The sequence below is a fragment of the Paraburkholderia sp. J94 genome (assembly GCF_905220285.1).
Classification (GTDB): domain Bacteria; phylum Pseudomonadota; class Gammaproteobacteria; order Burkholderiales; family Burkholderiaceae; genus Paraburkholderia; species Paraburkholderia tropica_A.
This window is the reverse complement of record NZ_CAJMZH010000029.1, coordinates 18,170-40,672: the sequence shown is the minus strand read 5'-3', so window position 1 is coordinate 40,672 and position 22,503 is coordinate 18,170. Positions and strand designations below refer to the sequence as shown.

Sequence of the window (22,503 nt, the reverse complement as noted above, 5' to 3'; positions counted from 1 at the left end):
TCGCTCGGCGTCGGCGGCGCCGCGCTCGCCCGCGACCGTCGAAAAGCGCATGAACATCGGCGTTTCCTTGCCGACTTCGCCGAACACCTTGGCTTTGGTGAAGCGCGAGATGTCGTGCGTGACCATGAGCGTGCCGAACGCGCCCGAGCCCTTGGCGTGCACGCGGCGCTCGGGGATCACTTCGCGGTCGAAGTGCGCGAGCTTTTCGAGCAGCCAGACGTCCTGGAGCATCACGGGGCCGCGCGGGCCGGCAGTCTGCGAATTCTGGTTATCGATTACCGGAGCGCCGGCACCATTCGTAAGTATCTTATCCGTCATTTTTTCGAACTTTGCATTTGTGGGGCCAGCGAACCAGAATTCTGCTGGTGTGCGCGATTGCGCGCGTTATTCCGTGAAATTGAGAGGCTTCCCAAGTCCGAAGTCGATCACATAGTCGAGTGCTTTCGGATCTCTCGGTAAATCGAAGTGCCCAACACCAGGGAGCGGTATCCAGACCACCTTCGGCCAGATAGAGGCCACGGCCTCAGATTGGGTGTATGGAATAATTTGATCGTCAGTGCCATGCAGGAGAAGCGCTGGCTGCGACAGTTCCGTGACGTGCCCCTCAAAGCTGATTTCGTCAGGATGGGTTCCAGTCATCGTGAATAGCTGGTCAAGCCATAGAGCAACCGAGGGCGCGGGAAGTCCTGCTTTGACAGCGAAACTCCTCGCAAAATGGCCGTAATGCATCGGCGGCGCCAGTGCGGCGACGCGGTCGACCTTAAGTTGCTGTCCCACGGCATGCACAACACTGGCGCCACCGTATGAATGCCCAACCGCGTAAGAAAACGGGCCAACAAGCGTCTGAACCTCGGTGAGCGTAGATGTGGCAAGAGGCAAGCTCAGATGAGCGCCGCTCGAATATCCGTGTCCGGGCAAGTCCGGCATCCAGACTTCGAAACCCGCGCGTACAAGAGCGCCTGACAGAGCGTCCAATTCTGCTGCCTGACTCTGCCAGCCATGTACAAGCAAGGCCGGCTTGCCCTTGCCGCGGCGATGGACCCGAACCTCAACCTCAGGTCCGTCCAGCCAATCCAGGGGTGCGCGGACTTTAAGCGTGAAAGTGTCGACGTCCGGAGCAAGCCTCCCGGGTGCCTTCCTCTTCACGGCCATGAAAAGGCGCGCCAGCTCTTCGAGCAGCGCTTGCGATTCGCTGCTTCCAATGAACTCATTTTGACTCACGTCGCCCAATCTCCTCTGTGCGAATGAGATACCGCAGCCAGCCGTTCCGGGAGATTCCCGAACGGCCCGGCTTAAAATGGTCGCGACTCACGATGCTCATACGTGCTCTGGGCACCCGCTGCGTGAGCGCGTTTTTGCCTGCCCCCTTCATCCGCGAGCATGCCGACTCCATCCGCTCTAAGCCGATCATGCAGCTCACGGGAGACAAATCGGTCGGGCGATGAAGATCAACTGGCGTTATTGCTCGACGGAATATCGTGGAGCGGGCGTGTTGTTGGAAAGCTGAGCCACCAACGCGCCGCGCGATGCCTCGAGCTGGTCCCATGCCGCAATCGTATGCAACGACGGAAGCGTCACAAGTTCGCCGAGATCAAAGCCCGTCAAAGCAGCATCCACCATGTCGGACGCGGACATAACAATTTCCTTGGGAAGATTTTCCAGCGGAAGGCCACCGGTCTCCCAAAATTCCGTTGCCGTTGCGCCAGGCAGCACCGCCTGAACTCGCACCCCTTTGCCGGCCAGTTCGTGATGCAGAGATTGGCTCAGCGCCAGAACAAACGCCTTGCTGCCGCCGTAGACGCCATTGAGCAGTTCGGGCGTTATGGCCGCAATGGATGCAATGTTGATGATCGCTCCAGCGCCACGGGCCGCGAACTGCGGGGCGGCCGCGTATGTCAGACGCGTCAACGCCGTCACGTTGAGACCGATCATCTTTGTCATGGCATCGGCATCGCTGTCGAGCAGCGGTTTATGCGTGCCAACGCCAGCATTGTTCACGAGCAGGTTAATGTTCGCGTCTTCTTTGAGCTTCGTCTCGACAACCGCGAGTGCGCTCCGATCACCGAGGTCTGCCACGATCGTCTCGATCGTTCGCCCAGTTTCATTGCCAATGCGCTGTGCAAGCCGGTCGAGCCTGTCGCGATTGCGTGCAACGAGAATAAGGTCGTAGCCGCGTTGGGCGAGACGCTCTGCGTAAACAGCGCCAATCCCTGACGATGCGCCCGTGATCAGCGCGGTACCTAGTTGTGCATGTGCCATGATTTTTCTCTCCATGAGAGTTAGGTGCAATAGACGGCCCCGGGGCGGACGCTGGACATGGGAGACGTGGCGACCCGATCTGTTTTGTCTGATGCCTCGAAGTCTATTGGCCCATGACCGCGCGGATCAACCGGTCGCGGGCATAAAGAGAATTCAGTCTCACTGAAGACTCAAGCTGCATTGGAAAAATCTGGTGAGACATCAAACACAACGAGGAACCGTATTTATGTGACGTCAGGGAAACATGCGTGATGTCCCATGAGGCGCCGCGCAACTGTCGGCAGGTTTAAACGCACGCATTTATATTTACTACCTCGAAATCTATGAATGCTGTATTCGCCTATGAGCCATTGAGCGCACTTATCGACATGCGTACCATTTCGTCGGGCATCAACACCCTCCGCCTTTTCAGATTTACACCTCAGACATCGGAGTCTCAAATGAAGAAGTCGCTTGCTTCCATCCTGTGTGTGACCTATCTCGCGTTCGGCATCCCGGCTCATGCTGCCGAAGAGAATTACTCTGCGCCGATTGCAACGCATGTCGCGGAACATGACAGCGCGAAGAGCCAAAAGAAGGCTCAGCGCGCCGCCGATCGTGCCCTTGCCAAACAGGTTCGCACTGCACTAACGAAAACGAAGGGGCTGCAGACCGTCAACATCACTGTTCTGGCACGCCATGGCGTCATCAGTTTGTCCGGACATGTACCGGATACCGAGCAGGTCCAACTTGCAGGCAATACCGCGACGCAGATCGCTGGCGTGACGTCGGTGACGAACAATCTCGTGCCGGGAGAAGCAGGACATTAAAGGAGGTGAATGGCGGGGGCATCGCGTGTGCGAGTGCGCACACGCCCCTCCCTAAACTTCGCATACCATCCAGTCCGGCAAGATGGTTGAGAATGCAGATCTCGAAGAAACTGTTTTCGCAGTTTTTTGAGAATCTGATCGCGCTTATCCCGGAATTAGCCTTTATCATTCCGGTACTGCTCCCACAACCTGGAGGCGGTATCAGTCCCCCAATGACTCACGCTCCCGAACCGCAAAGTAGGAGTGCTTACCTTCCCCAGACCGACCCGACAACTGAACGTGAGTATCACAGCGTCAGCAAGCATCCCGAGGCACGTCTCACTTCGGCGAACATTGTCGGTCTCGCTCTGGCGAACACCGTCGAGTTTTTCGACTTTTTTATCTATGCGATGTTCGCAGGATATGTCGCCCGGGCGTTCTTTCCTCAAGGGATCTTTGCATCGGTTGACGCACTGAGCTCGCGACGATTCCTTCGACGGGCACCCGATCACGAGATGCGATAGCGGAAGGAAAGTCCCAGAACTATTGCTTGCACGCGGTTGACCCGACGGCTAACGGGTCGCGTAGAGCGATTCGGATATGGGCAGCGTGAAGAAGAAGCTGGTCCCGAAACCGGGATTGCTCTCCACCCAGATGCGGCCTCCATGGGCTTCGACGATAGAACGCGCAACAACAAGGCCCATTCCCATGCCGGACGCCTTGGTTGTAAAGAACGGCTGAAAGAGCGAGGATAGCGTTTCCTCAGTCATGCCAGCTCCCGAATCTCTTACTTCAAACAGCGCCTCATCCGAACTGGTCCTGCTAGCGACAACAGTAAGTCGCCGTTCGCCGCCGTCGGCCGAGTCGATCGCATGAACGCCGTTCAACAGCAGATTCGCTAGAACCTGCTGAATCTGGAGAGGATCAGCAAAGATCGAGAGATCTGCGTCCAGGCGCCGGTCGAAAGCGATGGCTTTTGAATTTGCCTCCGGCGAAATCAAAAAAGCCGCCGCTTCGACGACGCCACTTGCTGATGACACGACGGAATGAACTGGAACCTTCCCGAGAAAACCACGGATCTTTCTGCAGATTTCGGTCGCATCTCGGGCCCAACGTGCTGAATCCCGGATAGCTTCGGTCGCCTGTTCGATATTTGGAGAGTCATTTTGCAGCCACCGCAACGCGGCGTCTGCAGAAGTGCGTGTAGCCGAAAGCGGTTGGCTGATTTCGTGCAGGATTGAGGCCGCCACTTCCCCGAACAACGAGACGCGCGCCGATCGCGCCATTTCCGCTCGCATTGCCTGCATGCGATCGTTGCTTTCCGTTTGCGCGGTTACGTCAAACCCATAGAAACAGAGCCGACGATAACCGTCCTCATGCCTGGGAAGGGAACATCGCCACACGATCGGCACCCGCTTGCCAGAAAATGTAACCAGAGTGCGCTCGCCTTGGCACGCATCCCGCCCTTCGAACATCGCCCGATAAACGGCGATGTTGCTAGTACGGTCGGCGGGAAGCAATTGTTTTGCGCGATCGAAAAAAGCACCTCTCGTTCCCGCTTCGAATAGCTCCACGACGGCATCATTGGCCTCGACAAAAGAGTGCAGCGCCCTCAAATCGGCCACAGCTTGTGGATTTGAATCGAACCACACATCGAGATTCGTTATGCCACTGCGGCGCAATTCCATGATCGCCCGATAAACGCGCGACCAGTCTTCAACCATAATCGGAATCGGTGCCGAAAGGAAGAGCTGATAGTTGGACAGATCGAATTGCAACGCTCTCTCTTCCTCAAATCGCTCATCATCGTGGGAGTGAGAGAAATTCATCTTCGGCATCCGGTAAAAAGATATCAGGCGATGGAATTAATTAAATCTGGAGCATGTAAATTCCGACTCGATGAATCGAATACTCCGAACCAAAGTAGAGCCGCCACTATACCTTAGGATAGTGCCTTCTCGCTCGGCCACAAGTTAGTCTGCACTATATGAAGCCTCGCCCAATCGGCATCTGATTCTGAGGTGGGCGTCTGCGAGAAAATTCGTGCCTCCAAAAACCGTCTGCGTCATTGATGACGAAACCTCGATCCGGTTGTCGACCATGACGCTAGTACGTTCGCTTGGTCACGACGCCCATGCTTTTGACTCCGCCGAAGCCTTCCTGACCTTCGAGATCGAGCCTAAAGCCGACTGCATCGTGTGCGACGTTCAAATGCGCGGAATGTCCGGGACAGCCCTGCTCACGCAGTTACGGATGGCAGGGTCTCGCACGCCCTTCATCTTCGTCTCTGGCAATGCGACACCCCATGACCGGTCGATTGCTGCCCGATACGGCGTGGCGCTCCTCGAAAAGCCGATAGATCCCGAAGATCTCGTTGCCCTTGTCGTCAGCATATTGAGATAGGTCCTCAAAACCATATCACATCACCGCCCTCACAGCTGAATTTCAATTTACATGCCGATTTCGATTGGTCGCCTCGCGGTCGACATATTCATACAAAGGTATAAGCAGACATTGCCACCGGTCCAATAGAATTTCCAAAGCCCGCCAAATAAAATGAGTGAATCAAATTCAGGTTTACCTTCGGCGGAGAAAAAATGGATCGTTTTCTACACGCGATGTCGGTTTTTGTGCATGTCGCCCGCTTAGGTAGCTTCACTTCTGCTGCAGAAGCGCTTGGTGTCGCCACGGGGTCTGTCAGCACAGTCGTTCGTCAACTCGAATCGCATCTCGACGTCGCTTTGCTGCATCGCTCAACTCGCGCGTTGCGTGTTACGGCCGAAGGCGCACGTTACTACGAACATTGCGTAAGGGTCCTCGCTGAGATTGACGACATGACCCAAGAACTGAGAAGCACCCGGCATGTCGCGCAAGGGCGTCTTTGCGTCGACATTGATCAAGAGGTCGCTTGTGTGCTGCTCCCAAAAATAACCGAATTCAGCGCAGCCTATCCCAATGTCGACTTGAAGATCGCCGTCGGAGGAGACCCGGATGGTTTGATTAGCAACGGAGTCGACTGTGCAATCGTCGTGGGTAGCCTTTCCGATTCATCGTTCAAATGTCGCCACGTGGGCGTCATGCGGACAATTACTGTTGCCAGCCCTGCTTACCTCGCACGACGTGCTATCCCAAACAGTCCAGAGGCGCTCGTAGATCACGATGTCGTGCGTTACTCGCCTCGCCGTTTTGGTAATCCCAAACCTCTCCGGTTTGCGGGAGATAGAAGCGATGTGACGGTCAAGGCGTCTGACCGACTCTGCTTAAATGATGCTGCGGCTGTCCTGCAATGCGTGCTTAGCGGCGCGGGACTCGCACAGATCTCCGAGCCGATTGCGTTACCGCACCTGCGCGCGGGACAACTAGAAGAAGTACTCGTCCATCATCGTCCAATGGCATCGCCGATATCCTGCGTCTATGCAAATCAGCGACATGTGTCAATGGCGCTACACGCGTTCATGGACTGGACGGCCGCTAGCCTAAAGGCTCCCGCGCATCGCCACAATACTGCGCCTCCCGATTCTAGCCTTGACAAACCTCAACGGCCGATGTGCCACATTGCATCAGCTGATCAGCCTACCAGCCGATTGGCTTTCGTCGCGTCGGCAACTGAAATCGCAGCCTGACATAACTTCACCATGTTGTCGCCTCTTTTTAGGAGCACACGGTGCAGGAAACGCAAGAACACATCGTCCAGCGGGCATTGGTGAGACTACTATTGCCGACCGTCATCTCGACATTCAATGATGCCTATGACCGTGAACTCACGATTCGTGTCCGTCGGAGCAGAGCCTCATCACGAAAAGTTGCCGTCACGCCAACCCAGACGCCTCCGTGCCGCGCCTCTGTACTCGATAGACCATCCTCTCACGCACTGACGGTGCTTTGGAGTGACGCATGCTCCGGACATTACGGCGAACAAACATGGCGGCTTGCTTACGCCAAGCGGAATGCTCTCTGTGTCTTGACAGGTACCCCAATTTTTAAGGGTGACGAAGTTTTCCGCCCGCGCGTGAAGCGCAACGCGTTGCCTGCGAACTGGGATCGAATGATACTCGCGAGCAAAATCAGTTTTTAGCGAAGGTCAATTTATCTTCTAATCAACACTCCATAACATCGACCCAATTAAATTGGTACAACCAAAGGAAAACGGATGAAGCAACTCATTTCTGCGTTACCACTTGCCCTGGCACTCGCCAGCTCAATCTCCGCGACCACGGCATGGGCTGATCCGGTGCTGGAACAGGGAACCCGCGAATTCGTCGATACGTTGACGGCCAAAGGCGGGCCCCCGATTTACACGTTGTCGCCAAGTGATGCACGCAACGTTCTACTGGGTGCGCAAAGCACCCCTGTATCCACGCTCCCTGCCCGAGTCGAAGATCGCACCTTTCCTGTAGGACCTACCGGCGATGTGAAGGTCCGCATCATCAAGCCAGCAAAGAAGTCCGCGGGGGGGGTGCCCGTCGTAATGTACTTTCACGGCGGCGGCTGGGTGCTGGGTGATGCTGCGACGCATGACAGGCTGGTGCGTGAAATCGCTAACGGCTCGGACGCGGCGGTCGTCTTCGTCGATTACGACCGCTCGCCAGAGGCCCATTACCCGACCGCCATCGAGCAAGCGTATGCAGCAACTGCATACGTTGCGCAACACGGAAAAGAACTGGGCGTCGATCCTCAGCGGATGGCACTCGCGGGCGACAGCGTCGGCGGCAACATGGTGGCAGCGGTGAGCATTCTTGCCAAACAACGCCATGGCCCGAAGTTCCGGTTCCAGGTTTTGTTCTATCCGGTCACCGATGCGAACTTCGAGGACGGCTCGTACCAGGAGTTCGCCCAGGGCCCATGGCTCACAAAGAACGCGATGAAGTGGTTCTGGGACGCATATCTGCCCGATGTCTCCAAGCGCAGCGAAGTCACGGCATCTCCGCTGCAGGCAACAATTGCAGATCTTCAAGGTCTGCCGCCCGCACTCGTAATTACCGACGAAAACGACGTCCTGAGAGATGAAGGGGAGGCCTACGCGCACAAGCTCATGCAGGCTGGCGTGGACGTTACTGCGGTGCGTTATCTCGGTAGCATTCACGACTTCGTGATGCTCAATGCACTGTCAAATACACCGGCCGCGCGCGCAGCGATCCGTCAAGCCAACGCGATGCTGCGCCGAGAACTTCACAAGTAACGTGCGAGCGCAACAGCGGCGACGTCAGCTTCGCCGCCGCTCGCCACTCAGCCGGCCATTCTGCCTTGCTTCCAACAACACGGAGAGATTTTCATGACACGATTGACAACGCTAAAGCCTAGCGAGGCTACCGGCGAGGCCGCTGCGATATTCGGCCGGATCAAGGCCGCCCTGGGTAAGGTCCCCAACGCATATGCAACCATCGGAACGCACAGCCCCCAAGGACTTTCGGCGATGCTGAACGTCGACGCTGTGATCTCAGCGAGTTCACTTGAGGCTGCGGACGTCGAAGTGATCCGCCTCGCCGTGAGTGCCCTGTCCGGATGCAACTATTGTCTCGCCGCACACACGATGCTTGGCAAGAAGGCAGGCCTCACGTCCGATCTCATGAAGAATATCCGAGCTGGCCAAGCTGTAGGCGACCCTCGTCGCGATGCGCTGCTTGCATTCGTACGAACCGTTGTTGCGAGCCGCGATACCGTCCCAGCAGACGTTCTGGAAGCCCTACTTGCAGCTGGCTACAGCGAGCGCCAGGTGATCGAGATTATCCTGGTCATTACTTCGATCACTTTTACCAATCTGCTAAACCGCGTCAACGACACCGCCCTCGATTTTCCGAAAATCGATTGATATAAGCACCATCGCACTATCGTGCCACTCACGGCGCCCTTGCGCATCCTGGCCGAAAACATGACTCTTTTCGTCGTGCAATTGCCCCTGGATTACAGTCCGGCTACATGATGATTCGTGTACCATCAACTGGCCGTGGAGCTGGCACGTTTCAATCGCTTTCGCAGGACCACACCGTGCTTGCGTAATTTCTCTCGCCCGCGTTCCGCGATCTTCAAAGAATGCGTCTGTGGAGTTTGTGCAATGTCATCCGGTCCCGGAAGGTTCGAATTCGTCTCGACTGTTTATCTCGTTGACGACGACGAAGGTATTCGACGCTCACTTTCACATCTTCTTCTTTCTGTCGGCCTAAATGTCCAGTCATTCTCGAGCACCGCGGAGTTTCGGGCGACCCCATTGGCCGATGCTCCCTGTTGCCTCTTACTCGACGTCCGGCTACGCGGAGAGAGCGGCTTGGCGTTCCAGCAACAAGTCACTGATCGACCGGATATTCCTATTATTTTCATTACCGGTTTTGCCGATGTTGATATGTGCAAACGGGCACTGAAAGGCGGTGCACTCGATTTTCTGGTGAAGCCATTTTCTGACCAGGATGTAATCGATGCAGTCACTGGCGCGCTATCCATCGATGAGAGACGGCGTGAACAGATGCAGACTCAAACTGTACTCACACGTGCGTATGAGCAATTGACCCGACGTGAGCGCGAGGTTCTCTCGTACGTTGTAGGGGGAGCACTGAACAAGCAAATTGCTGCATGGTTGGGCGTGAGCATAATTACAGTGAAGTTGCACCGCGCCGCTGTCATGAAAAAAATGAGTGCGTCTTCTCTCGCCGATCTCGTGAGAAAAACTGGGGCGCTTGGCATCGAATTGCCCATCATGCCAGAGACCTGATCGCCAGAAATTCAGCAGCGCAGTCGGTGCGATTGCGACGATTCCAGGCACGTCATCCGCAATAGAATTATCACAAAAACTGCTTCAGAATATTTTCACAAACGGGAATACTTTTCGTTGTTTCAATGATCGGGGAAACGCTTTGGATTTGAACGCTACGAGATCAACCGGCTCCGTGGAGACGGGGAGATTGGAGGATGGGATTCGGGAAGAGCGTATCTCCCGCCATCTTGCACTTCGGATCCTCCCCATCTTCATGTTTGCGTATGTCGCGGCGTATGTCGATCGTATCAACGTGAGCTTCGCGAAGCTCCAGATGAGCGTCGATCTGGGTTTCACAGATGCAGTGTTCGGCTTCGGGGCAGGCACCTTTGCGCTGGGCTATGTAGTGTTCGAAGTACCCAGCAACATGATCCTGCAACGGGTCGGCGCCAAGCGGTGGCTAACGCGCATTATCCTGTCATGGGCAGTCGTTTCGGTCTTAACAACATTCATTCAGACGCCGAAGCAATTCTATGTAATGCGATACCTTCTGGGCGTAGCAGAGGCCGGCCTCGTACCTGGGATTGTTTACTACATTTCACAGTCGTTTCCACGATTTCATCGCGCTAGAACGTTGTCCGCCTTTTACGCCGCGCTACCACTAGCTGGGTTGATCGGATCCCCGCTAAGCGGATTCATCATGGAGTATCTGGATGGTGTGGCGACGCTGCCTGGCTGGAAGTGGATGCTCATTGTCGAAGCGTTGCCAGCATTCGGTGCGGCGTGGCTTTGCTGGACATATCTTGAAGATGACGTAACGGCAAGTCAACACCAGACGGATGCAGACAGGGCATATCTCGCCAAAGCACTTGCCGAGGACCGAGCGCTTGCCGCTACAGCGAATCATAATGAGATGTTCGCAAGCTGGGTCTTCTGGGCCTTCGGGCTGATCTATTTTCTTGATGTGTTTGGGATCTACGGCTACACCCTCTGGGCACCGACCATCATCAAATCGCTTGGCGTGCAGGGCGACTTCACAATCGGCCTGATCGCCGCGCTGCCCAATGCGGCAGCCGTCGTCGTAATGGTTGCAGCGGGACGCAATGCGGATCGCCGTCGGGAAAGACGACTGCAAACGGCTGCCCTGCTCCTGATCGCCGCCGCTGGCCTTGCGCTATCACTGGTTTGGCGCGACAACCTCTGGCTGACAGTTATAGCACTTTGCATTGCGAATGCTGGACTGCTTTCCATGCCCCCAGTATTTTGGGGAATGCCAACCGCTGTCCTTGGACCTAGTACGGCCGCTAGCGGGATTGCATGGATTAGTGCTATCGGAAACATCGGGGGGTTTTTCGGACCGTACGTCGTCGGGATTCTAAAACAATCGTCAGGCGGCTTCGCGCTTCCTGTCTCGTGCATGATCGCCTGCCTGCTCGCCGGCCTCTGCCTGACGTTGCTGTTGCCCAAGCAACTCGTGAATCGGTAACAACGTCCGTTGCGGCGCCAGCAGCCAGGCTACCGCAATTTTGACGTCATCTCCCTTCTATGTCGCCACAACGAAAATTCCCGACTATTCCTCCCGGGGATGTAGTCCAAGCGCATTTGCACTAAGCACGAGTTCAGGAAGAGAGCGTGCTTCCATTTTTCGCATCGCTTGACCACGATGAATTTTTACCGTGATCTCGCTTAATCCCATCTCAGCCGCGATCTGCTTGTTCAACAGTCCGCAGACAACGTATTTCATGACCTCTTGCTCACGTGGCGTAAGCGTTTCGTAGCGACGTCGAATATCTGCTGTTCTGCTATGAGATTTGCGCATTGCCTCGTCTCTCAACAACGCGCTTTGTATCGCGTCCAGCATATCCTGGTCACGGAATGGCTTTGCGAGGAAATCAAATGCACCGTTTTTCATCGCCTTCACTGACATCGCTATGTCGCCGTGGGCGGTAATAAAAATGATTGGCAGTTCGACGTCAGCACCGACTATCTGCTCCTGTAGCGCAAGCCCGCTTTGCCCTTTTAGTCGAACATCAAGAATCAGGCAGCTCGGCACATTGGGGCGTTCGAAATTCAAAAATTCTTGCGTCGACGCAAATAGTTCTACCCTCTGACCGACCGATCGGAACAGCATTGAAAGTGCGGTGCGAATGGAGTCGTCGTCGTCGACCACATATACGATCGTGCTCCCCGCACTGTGATCTGTACGCAGGGTCATTTGGCGGCCTCATCTCGCAAGGGTAGTACGAACTGCATCAATGCACCTCTTCCTTTATGTGACAGAGCCCAGATCCGACCTCTATGAGTTTCAACAATCGAGCGACAAATCGAAAGTCCCATTCCCATCCCTTCTTTCTTTGTCGTAAAGAACGGCGCGAACAACGACGCGCCATGCTCCTCAGGAATTCCATCGCCCGAGTCCTCAATACTGACCTGAGCCATGCCGTTGTCCAGCAACTGTGTTGACACAACCAGCCTGCGCTCGCTGTTGTGCACGTTGGACATCGCCTGAATCGCGTTCATCAGGAGATTGATAATGACCTGCTGAAGTTGCACGCGATCCCCGCAGACCGGCAACGTTGTCGCGTACGACTGAGACACCTCGATGCTGTGGCTCTTAAGTTCTCGACGTACAAGGCCCACGGACTGTTCAACGACTGCATTGAGTTCAAGTACGACGGTGTCCGGGTCGCGCCGTTTTGCCATACTCCTGATCTGTCGAATAATTTCCGTCGCGCGCTTCGCGTCGTGAGTCATCTGCTCTATGCCATAGCGCACTTCTTCGAGATCCGGCACCTCGCGATTCAGCCATCGCAGACCTGCTTCGCCTGCGGTTACGATTGCGGCCAGAGGCTGGGTAACCTCATGAGCGATGGACGCAGCCAGTTCCCCAAGCATTGTGATGCGTGTAACGTGAGCGAGCTCGGCTCTAGATTTCTCCAAAGCAAGCTCGGCGCGACGACGCTCTTCAATATCCGTATTTACGCCGTACCATCTTAGAATCCGCCCATCGGTATCTCGCAACGGCGCGGCGCCGATAATCATGTAGCGATACTCTCCGCCAGTGAGTTGCACCCTCGCGCTGACCTCGAAACTCTCACCGGTTGCCAGCGCATTTCGCCACTCGGTTTCGAAGGCGTCGATATCTTCCGGATGCAGAATGTCACGCCATACGACTCCGTCGGCACCGACGTCTACCCCAAAGTCGGACCATCGCCTATTGCGATAAAACAGCCGACCTGCATCCGACGCACTCCAGACCATTGCGGGAATCGCATCGACTATCGAAGCAAGCTCGTCCGTCTGACGTCGCAATTCACTTTCAAGAGACTTTGCCTGAGTGATGTCGCTGTCCGTTGAGAGAATCGCGACAGCTTGCCCCCATTTGTCACGCGAAACGTTCCAGCGACTAGATACCACGACGGAGCGTCCATCTTTTGCTCTCCTGGTTAGCTCACCTTTCCAGCCACTGCTTTCCAGAGCGCCCTTCACTAGTTCCGCAACGGGAAGCGCAGAATCAGTCCGCGTCAGCTCATGGATATCCTTTCCCAATACTTCCGATTCATGCCACCCATACAGGCGCTGTGCGCCCTGACTCCAGAATGTAATGCGACCCTCAAGGTCATAGGCAACGATTGCGTCGTGAGTAAGGTTCAAAAGATCAATCTGCTTCTGCAGCGTTCCCTTACTGCTTTGATTGCGCAGCGCGAGCGCTGACACTGTGATGATCGCAAGCACGCTGACCACACACCTTGCGAGCGATGCAGGAGCAGTCTGATCGCTTGGGGCCAGCAGAAATCCAAGTACCGTGAGCGAAACGCATGTCCAAGCCGCTGCGACCGTCAACAACTGTGACGCTGCCGATGCAATCATCAATATTACAACGACATACAGGACGGCGACTTCAACATTGACAGGCATCGTTACGTCGATCGCAAACACTACGACGCCAAGCACGATTGCGATCGAATAGATCAGTCGTTGTCGTTTCATCGCCGCTCGCTCGGTTACGCTAACGGACATGACGCGACCATCATCGGCGCAATTGGACTGCACTCTATTGGCACCGGCTCGCAGTGTGCGCAAACGGCTCCGCTGACGATCATCATCCATAGGCTAGCCTGGTAAATGGTGGCGAATTGGTTTATCAAGTCATCAGTCGTCGTCCGAAACGAGTTCGTCCAAACACTGTTGAATCCTGGCGGGGTCTATCGGCTTGCTGAACACGCAGATCGCGCCAAGTTTTTGGGCCTGTCTAAACGTTTCCTCAGACGGAAACGCCGTTATGAAGATGATGGGTGGGGCAGGACCGCGCTGGAGAAGGATTTCATACATCTCCAGCCCAGTGATACCTCCCATTTGCACGTCTGAAACAATGCAGGTAACGTCCACGACCGTGTCTGCGTCCAGAAACGCCTCTCCTGATTCGTAGGCGCGAACATCCCATCCCAACGATCTGAGCAAGCTTCTAGTAGCGTTGCGCAACGACTGGTCATCGTCGACAATCGAAACAACACTTGGATTCGGCATACAACACGGTCCTTGAGCAATAGTCCTTTCGATATCAAACATGAGCGCGTGCAAGGCCAAGGTCCGAGCGCGATCCTATGCCCCCAACGTGCGCGCGAAAACTATACTTGTGTATAAGCACACCTATGCTGCGAGTCAGGTTTAGGCGATAGTCCACAGGCTTACGCATTCGCGACGAACGTGCTGACGCGCTCCGGTGCTCTCGACGGCACTCGCATTGAGACACGGTGGCTTTCTGCGCTCCAGTACGGCTTGCCCATGCCCGGTGCGTCCACTACAGAGGCGACACGCACTTCAGCCTCCTGTCTCTGTTGAAGCTTTCCCTGGATCCAGTCAATGAACGCGCGAATCGACATCGGCACTTGTCGCCGATCGGCATACAGCACCGAAATTGGCAACGGCGATGGTGCGTAGCTGTCGAGAATGCTGATGAGTCGTCCAGCCGCAAGATCCTCTGCCACCATCCTCTCGCAAACCTGCGCAATGCCGAAACCCTCGACGGCATATCTCACAGCAGAGCGCGCATCCGCAACCGATATCTTCTCGGACAGCCGGATTCTGGTTTCAACTCCGTGTTGCAAGTAGCGAAACTCGCGGGCAGGTCCGAAGCGACGCGGACTGTAATGGATAACCTCGAGGTGTTGAAGATCCTCTGGTTTTCTCGGAAGCTGGACTGTTGCCAGATATGCTGGACTCGCGACCGTTACGGCATGAAACTCGCCCACGCGCCGGCTACGCAGCGACGAATCTGAAAGATTACCGACCACTACTGCACAATCAACTCCATTCGCGATCAAACCCTCTGCTTCACCGCCGACATCCAGCCGCAGCCCGACCTCTGGATAAGCTGATCGGAATGTGGGCATGAGAGGCAGGATGCTGTCGGCAACTTCCTGATCAACGTCAACCGCTAGTCGCCCCCGTGCGACCTTGCCAGCTCCGTTGAGGTGCTGCGCCATCTCTTCGATCTCGCCCAGGATTCGCTCACAGTGTTCCTGATACTCATCGCCTTCCGTCGTCGTGCGTACGCAACGCGTCGAACGCTGGAGCAGGGTCACACCGAGGTGCCCTTCCAGCTGCCGTATAAGCGTACTGGCGGAAGCCGCACTGATGCCGAGAGTTTCTGCTGCGGCCGTGAAGCTACCAGTACGTGCGACGTGGCTAAACACCGACATAGCGTGCAAAGTGCGATCCATAGCGTTCTCCGAGATCGTAGCGTGAAGAGATGTCGGAAACAGTCTAATGAAGTCACTCGGCGCGTAATATCAGATACTCGGAAGCACGCCCTATACGATGGTGTTAGCCAATGAGGCGCAGCCGTCGACCAGCCTCTTCGACGATAGGACTTTCCAGACTTCGTACGGTTCCAATTCCGTGAAAACCAACGGATAGCAGCAAGCGAGCGGATGAATTGCAATGCCAGTCTGCTGGCTTTGTAGAAGCAACTTCCTCAGTTTGCATCTTGTGCCGGCCTAGAGGTCATAACCCGCACGACCGTTGAAGGGCTAGAAGAGGTTAACCAAAATCGCAAGTAGAGCGGTCGCCGTCGGATCACGTGCCACCGACCAGCCTTCGCCCGCTGCACGACTTGGATATGCAATTCGCAGAAAATCTCCCCTCGACCACAAACCGCCCCTGCGCCGGAATGAACGCCCGCTGGATTTCGTTGAAAGAACGCGTGGTCACGTTCGGGTTGTTTCAGTCGCCGAACATGCGCGAAATCATGAGCGGAGCGACCGGGGCGCGCAGCGGCGGAGCCAGCGCCATCGTCGCGATCTCCCGGCTGATGGGGCGGACCCTTGGGGCGGGGCTGGTCGCCCAGTGCTTCCACTGGTGGCCCGTCTCAGGAGCGCACATGGCGTTGTGCCTTGGTGGGGGCGTGCGCTACTCGGCTGCCTCTTTAGCGCAATGCGGTTGAAAAAGCGCTCCAGTATCTGAGACGTCTAGTCCCGGCGGCCAACACCGTCAAGACGTGGACATGGCAGAGGGCATGCCACACCACAACGGCAGCTCTAAATGGCGTTTCGGTCATTTGCCACGCGTTTGTTCGGCTGACCGCTATACAGGGTCGGATCGGGTCAGTCGCGCCCAGTCTCTCAGCACTGCGAACAGTGATTTTTCAGCATGCGAAGCGCGATGGCCGTCACCGGGCGGCCACGCCCTAGCCTGCCGGGCGAAGCATGATCGTGAAACTCGCAGGCGTTTTTCCATAGGAATCTTGTGGCATCGGGTCCGACCGCTTAACGGCGCGCAACGCAGCGTCGTCCCACTTGGAATTGCCGCTGCTACGCGTGATCGTTACGGAAAGCAGCGTGCCCGATGGCGCACAATGGACTTCCAGGATAGTTTCGAGGTTCTGCGTTTCGCCGGCCCAGACGATATTCGGGCGAACGCGCCGCTGAACCTTTTCCGAGTAGCCAGAACCTGCGGCATCTGCGGCCGGCCGAAGTGCGGCACTATTCCCCTCAACGCTCTGAAGCGCCGCCATCTCGGCGCGTGTTTGGTCGCCGTCGAATTCCCCTAGCACCTTGATTTCCTTGCCTTCTGGGCTTATCAAGACGTAGGGATCCCACGATCCATGACCTTCCATATATCGATGTTGGTTCGCCACGAGATAGCCTGCGTATTTGCCGTGCTGGACAACCGCGAATCCATTGCCGTTTGTGACGAACCGCTCGTGACCGCCCTGAACCGGGACGGCGTGAATCGCCCCAGATGTCACCCATGCTGCTGTGCTGAAATAGAGCGTCGAGCCATCCGGAGAAAACTTAAGTGAGTTGATGCCAGATAGCTCGTTCTCCGGATGCGCCGAATGTGCCGCTGTAACGATCTTCGTGAGCGCATGGTCCGATATGCGAATCACGTACACGTCGCTTAGAGAGCCGCTGTTAAGATCATTCGAATCTGTATTTTCGCGAGGACGCAGGCGCGTGAAAGCGACTTGGGTGCGATCCGGGGATATAACCGGACTACCGTCAGCGCCCGTTTCTGTGAGCAGTTCGGTCGCACCGGATGCGCTCACGTAGACGAGGTTTCCGTGCTGGGTAACGACGGATTGAGCGTGGGTCGCCACTACAGCAAGCACCAGCGCGGCTGCGAGGATCGTTCGTTTCACGATATTCACCCTGTTCCCATCAGGCACTGACGATCCACGCAGAGGAATATGCGCGGACCTCGTCAAGATAACACTTCCGGTACGCGGCTATCTGGGCGCCGGGCGCACCTTCGTGGAGCGACTGACGGATCTTGACTCTCATCGCATTTGCGCACTCAGCGTTTGCCGTCCAGCGGCCGTAAGTGGCTGTCTCGTGCGACTGCTTACAATCGGCGGATTCAACCAATTTGAGACGTTCGAGGTCGCAGTGGCGATCGTCGACAATCGGGAGTGCCAGAGGCATCACGGCGCCGTTACCTCGACTCTTTGCTTGCGCACACTGATTTTCTGCGCGCTATCATCCGGCAAGCCGAGTGAATACAATCCCTTGCGGAGGATCTGCCGATGGACCAACCCGACCTCATTGATCGAGCCCACGTTCAACGGTGTATAGCCGCCGCGCTACACGTTGCAGAGTTTTTCGATGTGCAACGGGAAATCGAGCAGCGTGTCTCGTTTCTTACGGAATTCTTGCGCGAAAATCGCCTGAGCAGTTATGTGCTCGGCATTAGCGGTGGCGTTGACTCCACGACGGCGGGTCGGCTCGCGCAACTTGCGGTCGAACGTCTTCGCTCCAATGGCTATGATGCGAGGTTTATCGCCGTACGCCTGCCTTACGGCGTTCAACGGGACGAGGCAGATGCTCAACAGGCACTCAAATTCATACGCGCCGATCACACGCTAACTGTTGATGTCAAACCCGCCGCCGACGCAATGCTTGAATCGCTGGTCAAAAGCGGCACGGTGTTCACCGACGAGAAGCACCAGGATTTCGTCCACGGAAACATCAAGGCGCGTCAACGGATGACCGCGCAGTACGCGATTGCGAGTGCGCACGAAGGCGTGGTGATCGGCACTGACCACGCCGCTGAATCGGTGATGGGATTTTTTACCAAATTCGGCGACGGTGGTGCCGACGTTTTGCCGCTCGCGGGCCTGAACAAACGAAGAGTGCGCGCACTCGCCATCGCCCTCGGCGCTACCGAGGCAATCGCGCACAAGGTTCCGACGGCTGATCTTGAGATGCTACGCCCGCAACGGCCAGACGAGGATGCCTACGGCATTCCCTACGACTCGATCGACGACTTCCTGGAATGCAAGCCTGTGAGCACTGCGATCTACGACACGGTGCTGCGCTTCCATGAAGCGACACGACACAAGCGAGCCTTGCCCTATACCCCATTTGATTGGCCAGAGAAGGCTTTGCACTGTGGCAAGCCGACCGATGCGGTTCAGACGCGCCCTTCGTCTTGAGACGAGCGAATGAGCACCCGGACCGCCGAGTCGCGTTGAGCCGGTCGGCCGGCGCTGACATATCGATACAAACCGCATGAGTCCGTGCGCGGCCATTTTGAGACATTCGACATAGTGGTCTAGTTCGTCGACAATCCCCGTCGGGTTCGGGATACGAACGTCACGAGTGCACCAACCAACTAACTATCAAATGGCGCAAGAATGACCTCGCACGCAGAAATCTATTTGAAAGATTTTCACCGGCGTCGGGCAGGAGCAACGCGTCGAGCTTTTGGCAATCAGCCCGCACGATCCGTGCAGGCAGCATACCCCTCCTCCTATCACGCACTGGCGAATCGTGTGCCGAATGACGCGATGTCGCGAACCGTTCTGGACCTGGCATGTGGTGATGGACCACTGCTGAAGATTCTGAACGACAGAGGCCATTCGGCAACGAGGCTGATCGGCATAGACATGAGCGATGGGGAGTTGAGCTCGGCTCGGAGAATATTGCCGCGCGAAATACGATTGCTCAATGAGCGTGCGCAGGAAATATCGCTCGAATGCGGCTCGGTGGACTACGTGCTGTCGCACATGGCTCTCATGCTGATGGATGATATTGAACAAGTTGTTCGAGAGATTCGCCGCGTCTTGAGTGATGGCGGCAGCTTTGCTGCTATCGTCGGGAGGACCTTTTTGACTGGAAAGGTCGGGGAGGTCTTTTCGGATATATTCAAGCCGATTGCGCAGACACAGCTCGAACAGTTACGACTCGGTGACGTGCGTACACGCAGTGAAGTGGGTTGGCAAGAGTTACTAAAGGCTGACTTTGTTGATGTCGCTTTTGAAGACATCGAAATCAGCTGGACGCCCACACCCGAGCAGCTCTGGTTAGACATGTTGGACACCTACGATGCTGACCGGCTGCCGGAGACGGCACGCACGCAGTTCAAGAGCGAGCTATTGGCGGCGTTTGCGCCGATGCAAGGCGAAGACGGCAAGTTGCAGACAGGATGGGGGCTGCGCCTTGTCCAGGCCACTGCTGCTTAGCTGCGAGATTAAAGGACGGCGTCGAGGTCACATTGAACGAGCAGCCGCCGCAGCTCGCGTCTGCGTCGTATGAGTCGGTAGCCGGCCAATTCCGGACATCGACATCGCAACGCTCAATGACCGCTCCGTACTCGATCGCGGCCAATGGCGCGGCTCAGATACCGGACTGGTTCACGCGCTTCATTAGTTCTTCCGCGCTTTCCTTGCGCTCGCTGTAGCGATCGACCAGATACGGACCGATATCGCGCGTGAGTAAGGTGAACTTCACCAGCTCTTCCATCACATCCACGACACGATCGAAATAGGCCGAAGGCTTCATGCGGCCGGCTTCATCGAACTCCATGAACGCCTTGGCCACCGACGACTGGTTCGGGATGGTCAGCATGCGCATCCAGCGCCCGAGCACGCGCATCTGGTTGACGGCGTTGAATGACTGCGAGCCGCCGCTCACCTGCATCACCGCGAGCGTCTTGCCCTGCGTCGGCCGCACTGCGCCCACCGAAAGCGGAATCCAGTCGATCTGCGATTTCATGATGCCAGTCATCGCGCCGTGACGCTCCGGCGAGCACCAGACCATGCCTTCGGACCATAGCACCCGTTCGCGCAGTTCAGCCACCTTGGGATGCGTGTCGGGTGCGTCGTCGGGCAGCGGCAGGCCGCTCGGATTGAAGGTGCGGACTTCGGCGCCCATGGCCGTGAGCAGACGCGCCGCCTCTTCGCTCAGCAGCCTGCTGAACGAGCGCTCGCGTAGCGAACCGTAAAGCAGAAGGATACGGGGCGCCTGCGCGGAGGCCTTCGTTGCCTGAAGGCGCTGGATATCGGGTACGCGAAACAGCGCCGCATCGACTTGCGGAAGCTCAGTGGCGAGATCAGTTACCGGAGCGGACACGTTTGCCCTCCGCATCGATCACCACTTCGCCGTCTTCCTTCGCGAACGCGCCGCGTTGCGCGTCGGGCAGGATCTCGAGCACGACTTCGGACGGACGGCACAGGCGCACGCCTATCGACGTCGCCACGAAGGGACGGTTGATGAGAATGGGATGCGCCATCATCGCGTCGAGCAACTGGTCGTCGGTCAGCGCCGGGTTGTCCAGATGCAGGTCGGCGTACGGCGTGCCTTTCTCGCGCAGCACGTCACGCACGCTCAGCCCCGATTTCGCGATCAGTTCAACGAGCTTCTCGCGCGACGGCGGGTTCTTAAGATAATCGATGACGACGGGTTCGATACCCGCGTTACGGATCATCGCAAGCGCGTTACGCGAGGTGCCGCAGTCCGGGTTGTGGTAGATGGTAACTTCGCTCATTGCATGTTTCCCAAACGTTCAGGCGCACTCGTACCAGTTCTTCGAACGGTTGACGATACGCACCACAAGCAGCATGACCGGCACTTCGATCAGCACGCCCACGACCGTCGCGAGCGCCGCGCCGGAGTTGAAACCGAACAGGCCGATTGCGGTTGCGACGGCCAGCTCGAAGAAGTTCGACGCGCCGATCAGCGCGGATGGACAGGCGATGCTGTGCTTCTCGCCGACCGCGCGATTGAGCCAGTAAGCCAGCGCCGAATTGAAGAACACCTGGATCAGGATCGGCACGGCGAGCAGCACGATCACGAGCGGCTGCTTCAGGATGGCCTCGCCCTGGAAGGCAAACAGCAGCACCAGCGTGGCGAGCAGCGCAGTGATCGACCACGGGCCGATCTTCGCCATTGCCGCTTCGAATGCCGCCGCACCGCGCGCAAGCAGCATCTTGCGCAGGATCTGCGCAAGGATCACGGGGATGACGATGTACAGCGCGACCGAGGTCAGCAACGTCGCCCACGGCACGGTGATCGCCGAGATGCCGAGCAGAAAGCCAACCAGCGGCGCAAATGCGACCACCATGATGCTGTCGTTGAGCGCCACCTGCGACAGCGTAAAGAGCGGATCGCCGCCGGTCAGGCGGCTCCAGACGAACACCATTGCCGTGCAGGGCGCAGCGGCCAGCAGGATCAGCCCGGCCACATAGCTGTCGAGTTGCGCGGCGGGCAGCATCGGTGCGAACAGGTGTTTGATGAAAAGCCAAGCGAGGAACGCCATCGTGAACGGCTTGACGAGCCAGTTGACAACGAGCGTGACGCCGATGCCCTTGATGTGCTGACGCACCTCATGCAGCGCGCCGAAATCGACCTTCACGAGCATCGGCACGATCATCACCCAGATCAGCAATCCGACCGGCAGATTGACCTGAGCATATTGCATGCGGCCGATCGCCTGAAAAGCACCCGGCAGCGTCTGGCCGAGCAGGATACCCGCGACGATGCACAACGCGACCCAGACGGTCAGGTAGCGCTCGAAGAAGCCGATGGCCGGTTTTGACGCGCTTTGGCGCGCAGTGGCGATGCTGGGGGCGTTCTCGTTCAGCATTGGCACGAACCTGCGCCCGGGCTCAGGCAGGGCTGGCCCTTGCAACAGTTCTCGGTGAGGAAACCGAGGACGGCATTCATCTGGTCGTAGGCGGCCCGATAGATCAGCGTGCGCCCATCACGCTCCTGCGTGACCAGCCCTGCGTTCATTAGCTCCTTGAGGTGAAAGGAGAGTGTCGCATTGGGCACGTCGAGCTGCGCAGCGATGGTGCCGGGCGTCAGCCCTTCTGGACCGGCGACGACCAGCATCCGGAACACGCGCAGGCGCATGTCATGGGCGAGCGCCGCCAGGGCACGAACGATATCTTTTTCTTCCATATTTCCAATATATTCGAAATAATGGAGCGCGGCAAGATAGCTCAGCCCACCTCCCAACTTGGGAGCAGTCAACAGGGAATCCAGCTCA

General features: G+C 56.8%; 25 protein-coding genes. 12 read left to right on the top strand and 13 right to left on the bottom strand.

What is annotated here, in order from left to right; all coding sequences use genetic code 11:
• From U4Y88_RS36895 to U4Y88_RS36885, 3 genes are all read right to left on the bottom strand, one after another.
• The coding region (locus tag U4Y88_RS36895) for a catalase (RefSeq protein WP_321789950.1) at positions 1-318 on the bottom strand (318 nt) is incomplete at its 3' end.
• A gap of 66 nt (positions 319-384) precedes the next feature.
• Entirely contained in the window at positions 385-1,221 is an 837-nt protein-coding gene (locus U4Y88_RS36890) for an alpha/beta hydrolase (RefSeq protein ID WP_321789948.1), read from the bottom strand.
• A gap of 237 nt (positions 1,222-1,458) precedes the next feature.
• Positions 1,459-2,259, bottom strand: a complete 801-nt coding sequence (locus U4Y88_RS36885) for an SDR family oxidoreductase (protein ID WP_321789946.1) — start codon at positions 2,257-2,259, stop codon at positions 1,459-1,461.
• A gap of 440 nt (positions 2,260-2,699) precedes the next feature.
• Between U4Y88_RS36885 and U4Y88_RS36880 the strand changes: the two genes are divergently transcribed.
• Together U4Y88_RS36880 and U4Y88_RS36875 are read left to right on the top strand one after the other, a co-directional pair.
• Positions 2,700-3,068, top strand: coding sequence for a BON domain-containing protein (locus U4Y88_RS36880; protein WP_321789944.1), 369 nt, complete (start codon positions 2,700-2,702; stop codon positions 3,066-3,068).
• A 92-nt stretch (positions 3,069-3,160) separates the two neighbouring features.
• The gene (locus U4Y88_RS36875) at positions 3,161-3,571 is read left to right on the top strand and encodes a hypothetical protein (RefSeq protein ID WP_321789942.1); all 411 of its coding nucleotides are present in this window, start codon (positions 3,161-3,163) and stop codon (positions 3,569-3,571) included.
• 48 nt (positions 3,572-3,619) lie between these two features.
• Here U4Y88_RS36875 and U4Y88_RS36870 read toward each other — a convergent pair whose 3' ends face one another.
• Positions 3,620-4,876 (bottom strand): sensor histidine kinase, encoded by a 1,257-nt coding sequence (locus U4Y88_RS36870; RefSeq protein WP_321789940.1) that lies wholly within the window; start codon positions 4,874-4,876, stop codon positions 3,620-3,622.
• Between the two features lie 214 nt (positions 4,877-5,090).
• Between U4Y88_RS36870 and U4Y88_RS36865 the strand changes: the two genes are divergently transcribed.
• From U4Y88_RS36865 to U4Y88_RS36840, 7 genes are all read left to right on the top strand, one after another.
• The gene (locus U4Y88_RS36865; RefSeq protein ID WP_321789937.1) at positions 5,091-5,450 is read left to right on the top strand and encodes a response regulator transcription factor; all 360 of its coding nucleotides are present in this window, start codon (positions 5,091-5,093) and stop codon (positions 5,448-5,450) included.
• A gap of 194 nt (positions 5,451-5,644) precedes the next feature.
• Positions 5,645-6,670, top strand: coding sequence for a LysR family transcriptional regulator (locus U4Y88_RS36860; protein WP_321789936.1), 1,026 nt, complete (start codon positions 5,645-5,647; stop codon positions 6,668-6,670).
• Between the two features lie 41 nt (positions 6,671-6,711).
• Positions 6,712-7,122, top strand: a complete 411-nt coding sequence (locus tag U4Y88_RS37830; RefSeq protein WP_408583375.1) for a DUF3331 domain-containing protein — start codon at positions 6,712-6,714, stop codon at positions 7,120-7,122.
• A 75-nt stretch (positions 7,123-7,197) separates the two neighbouring features.
• Positions 7,198-8,226 carry an alpha/beta hydrolase gene (locus U4Y88_RS36855; RefSeq protein ID WP_321789934.1) on the top strand — a complete coding sequence of 343 codons (1,029 nt, stop codon included), beginning with the start codon at positions 7,198-7,200 and terminating at the stop codon, positions 8,224-8,226.
• Positions 8,227-8,319: 93 nt separating this feature from the next.
• On the top strand, positions 8,320-8,856 hold the full coding sequence (locus U4Y88_RS36850) for a carboxymuconolactone decarboxylase family protein (RefSeq protein WP_321789932.1): 537 nt from the start codon (positions 8,320-8,322) through the stop codon (positions 8,854-8,856).
• A gap of 243 nt (positions 8,857-9,099) precedes the next feature.
• Positions 9,100-9,750: a response regulator transcription factor gene (locus U4Y88_RS36845; RefSeq protein ID WP_321789930.1), complete on the top strand. Its 651-nt coding sequence runs from the start codon at positions 9,100-9,102 to the stop codon at positions 9,748-9,750.
• A 142-nt stretch (positions 9,751-9,892) separates the two neighbouring features.
• A complete protein-coding gene (locus U4Y88_RS36840; RefSeq protein WP_415774556.1) occupies positions 9,893-11,218 on the top strand; it encodes an MFS transporter in 1,326 nt (441 codons plus the stop codon).
• An 84-nt stretch (positions 11,219-11,302) separates the two neighbouring features.
• Here U4Y88_RS36840 and U4Y88_RS36835 read toward each other — a convergent pair whose 3' ends face one another.
• The 4 genes from U4Y88_RS36835 to U4Y88_RS36820 form a co-directional block, all read right to left on the bottom strand.
• Entirely contained in the window at positions 11,303-11,947 is a 645-nt protein-coding gene (locus tag U4Y88_RS36835) for a response regulator transcription factor (RefSeq protein WP_321789926.1), read from the bottom strand.
• Positions 11,944-13,722, bottom strand: a complete 1,779-nt coding sequence (locus tag U4Y88_RS36830; protein ID WP_321789925.1) for a PAS domain S-box protein — start codon at positions 13,720-13,722, stop codon at positions 11,944-11,946. The genes U4Y88_RS36835 and U4Y88_RS36830 overlap by 4 nt, the downstream gene beginning before the upstream one ends.
• A gap of 162 nt (positions 13,723-13,884) precedes the next feature.
• Positions 13,885-14,259, bottom strand: coding sequence for a response regulator transcription factor (locus tag U4Y88_RS36825; RefSeq protein WP_321789923.1), 375 nt, complete (start codon positions 14,257-14,259; stop codon positions 13,885-13,887).
• A 161-nt stretch (positions 14,260-14,420) separates the two neighbouring features.
• The gene (locus tag U4Y88_RS36820) at positions 14,421-15,455 is read right to left on the bottom strand and encodes a LysR family transcriptional regulator (RefSeq protein WP_321789921.1); all 1,035 of its coding nucleotides are present in this window, start codon (positions 15,453-15,455) and stop codon (positions 14,421-14,423) included.
• Between the two features lie 398 nt (positions 15,456-15,853).
• Here U4Y88_RS36820 and U4Y88_RS36815 point away from each other — a divergent pair, with 398 nt between their 5' ends.
• Positions 15,854-16,177, top strand: a complete 324-nt coding sequence (locus U4Y88_RS36815; RefSeq protein ID WP_321789920.1) for a hypothetical protein — start codon at positions 15,854-15,856, stop codon at positions 16,175-16,177.
• Between the two features lie 243 nt (positions 16,178-16,420).
• Here the strand turns inward: U4Y88_RS36815 and U4Y88_RS36810 are convergent, their stop codons facing one another.
• Positions 16,421-17,374 carry an energy transducer TonB gene (locus U4Y88_RS36810; RefSeq protein WP_321789918.1) on the bottom strand — a complete coding sequence of 318 codons (954 nt, stop codon included), beginning with the start codon at positions 17,372-17,374 and terminating at the stop codon, positions 16,421-16,423.
• A 384-nt stretch (positions 17,375-17,758) separates the two neighbouring features.
• Here U4Y88_RS36810 and nadE point away from each other — a divergent pair, with 384 nt between their 5' ends.
• Positions 17,759-18,667: an ammonia-dependent NAD(+) synthetase gene (gene nadE / locus U4Y88_RS36805; RefSeq protein ID WP_321789916.1), complete on the top strand. Its 909-nt coding sequence runs from the start codon at positions 17,759-17,761 to the stop codon at positions 18,665-18,667.
• Between the two features lie 201 nt (positions 18,668-18,868).
• Positions 18,869-19,696, top strand: coding sequence for a class I SAM-dependent methyltransferase (locus tag U4Y88_RS36800; protein WP_321789914.1), 828 nt, complete (start codon positions 18,869-18,871; stop codon positions 19,694-19,696).
• 154 nt (positions 19,697-19,850) lie between these two features.
• On the opposite strand, the gene arsH is transcribed toward U4Y88_RS36800, so the two are convergent.
• The 4 genes from arsH to U4Y88_RS36780 are packed head-to-tail and all read right to left on the bottom strand — an operon-like array spanning position 19,851 to position 22,415.
• Entirely contained in the window at positions 19,851-20,600 is a 750-nt protein-coding gene (gene arsH, locus U4Y88_RS36795) for an arsenical resistance protein ArsH (protein WP_321789912.1), read from the bottom strand.
• The gene (gene arsC / locus U4Y88_RS36790) at positions 20,566-21,000 is read right to left on the bottom strand and encodes an arsenate reductase (glutaredoxin) (protein WP_321789910.1); all 435 of its coding nucleotides are present in this window, start codon (positions 20,998-21,000) and stop codon (positions 20,566-20,568) included. Before arsC ends, arsH begins: the two co-directional genes overlap by 35 nt.
• An 18-nt stretch (positions 21,001-21,018) precedes the next feature.
• Positions 21,019-22,098, bottom strand: coding sequence for an ACR3 family arsenite efflux transporter (gene arsB / locus U4Y88_RS36785; RefSeq protein WP_321789908.1), 1,080 nt, complete (start codon positions 22,096-22,098; stop codon positions 21,019-21,021).
• Positions 22,092-22,415, bottom strand: coding sequence for a metalloregulator ArsR/SmtB family transcription factor (locus tag U4Y88_RS36780; RefSeq protein WP_321789953.1), 324 nt, complete (start codon positions 22,413-22,415; stop codon positions 22,092-22,094). The genes arsB and U4Y88_RS36780 overlap by 7 nt, the downstream gene beginning before the upstream one ends.
• Positions 22,416-22,503: the final 88 nt, after the last annotated feature.

Excerpts from the sequence above, each read along its gene's own strand:
- U4Y88_RS36885 (WP_321789946.1), bottom strand. The coding sequence starts at position 2,259 with ATGGCACATGCACAACTAGGTACCGCGCTGATCACGGGCGCATCGTCA.
- U4Y88_RS36880 (WP_321789944.1), top strand. The coding sequence starts at position 2,700 with ATGAAGAAGTCGCTTGCTTCCATCCTGTGTGTGACCTATCTCGCGTTC.
- U4Y88_RS36875 (WP_321789942.1), top strand. The coding sequence starts at position 3,161 with ATGCAGATCTCGAAGAAACTGTTTTCGCAGTTTTTTGAGAATCTGATC.
- U4Y88_RS36870 (WP_321789940.1), bottom strand. The coding sequence starts at position 4,876 with ATGAATTTCTCTCACTCCCACGATGATGAGCGATTTGAGGAAGAGAGA.
- U4Y88_RS36860 (WP_321789936.1), top strand. The coding sequence starts at position 5,645 with ATGGATCGTTTTCTACACGCGATGTCGGTTTTTGTGCATGTCGCCCGC.
- U4Y88_RS36855 (WP_321789934.1), top strand. The coding sequence starts at position 7,198 with ATGAAGCAACTCATTTCTGCGTTACCACTTGCCCTGGCACTCGCCAGC.
- U4Y88_RS36850 (WP_321789932.1), top strand. The coding sequence starts at position 8,320 with ATGACACGATTGACAACGCTAAAGCCTAGCGAGGCTACCGGCGAGGCC.
- U4Y88_RS36845 (WP_321789930.1), top strand. The coding sequence starts at position 9,100 with ATGTCATCCGGTCCCGGAAGGTTCGAATTCGTCTCGACTGTTTATCTC.
- U4Y88_RS36835 (WP_321789926.1), bottom strand. The coding sequence starts at position 11,947 with ATGACCCTGCGTACAGATCACAGTGCGGGGAGCACGATCGTATATGTG.
- U4Y88_RS36830 (WP_321789925.1), bottom strand. The coding sequence starts at position 13,722 with ATGAAACGACAACGACTGATCTATTCGATCGCAATCGTGCTTGGCGTC.
- U4Y88_RS36825 (WP_321789923.1), bottom strand. The coding sequence starts at position 14,259 with ATGCCGAATCCAAGTGTTGTTTCGATTGTCGACGATGACCAGTCGTTG.
- U4Y88_RS36820 (WP_321789921.1), bottom strand. The coding sequence starts at position 15,455 with ATGGATCGCACTTTGCACGCTATGTCGGTGTTTAGCCACGTCGCACGT.
- U4Y88_RS36815 (WP_321789920.1), top strand. The coding sequence starts at position 15,854 with ATGCAATTCGCAGAAAATCTCCCCTCGACCACAAACCGCCCCTGCGCC.
- nadE (WP_321789916.1), top strand. The coding sequence starts at position 17,759 with ATGGACCAACCCGACCTCATTGATCGAGCCCACGTTCAACGGTGTATA.
- U4Y88_RS36800 (WP_321789914.1), top strand. The coding sequence starts at position 18,869 with ATGACCTCGCACGCAGAAATCTATTTGAAAGATTTTCACCGGCGTCGG.
- arsH (WP_321789912.1), bottom strand. The coding sequence starts at position 20,600 with ATGCGGAGGGCAAACGTGTCCGCTCCGGTAACTGATCTCGCCACTGAG.
- arsC (WP_321789910.1), bottom strand. The coding sequence starts at position 21,000 with ATGAGCGAAGTTACCATCTACCACAACCCGGACTGCGGCACCTCGCGT.
- arsB (WP_321789908.1), bottom strand. The coding sequence starts at position 22,098 with ATGCTGAACGAGAACGCCCCCAGCATCGCCACTGCGCGCCAAAGCGCG.
- U4Y88_RS36780 (WP_321789953.1), bottom strand. The coding sequence starts at position 22,415 with ATGGAAGAAAAAGATATCGTTCGTGCCCTGGCGGCGCTCGCCCATGAC.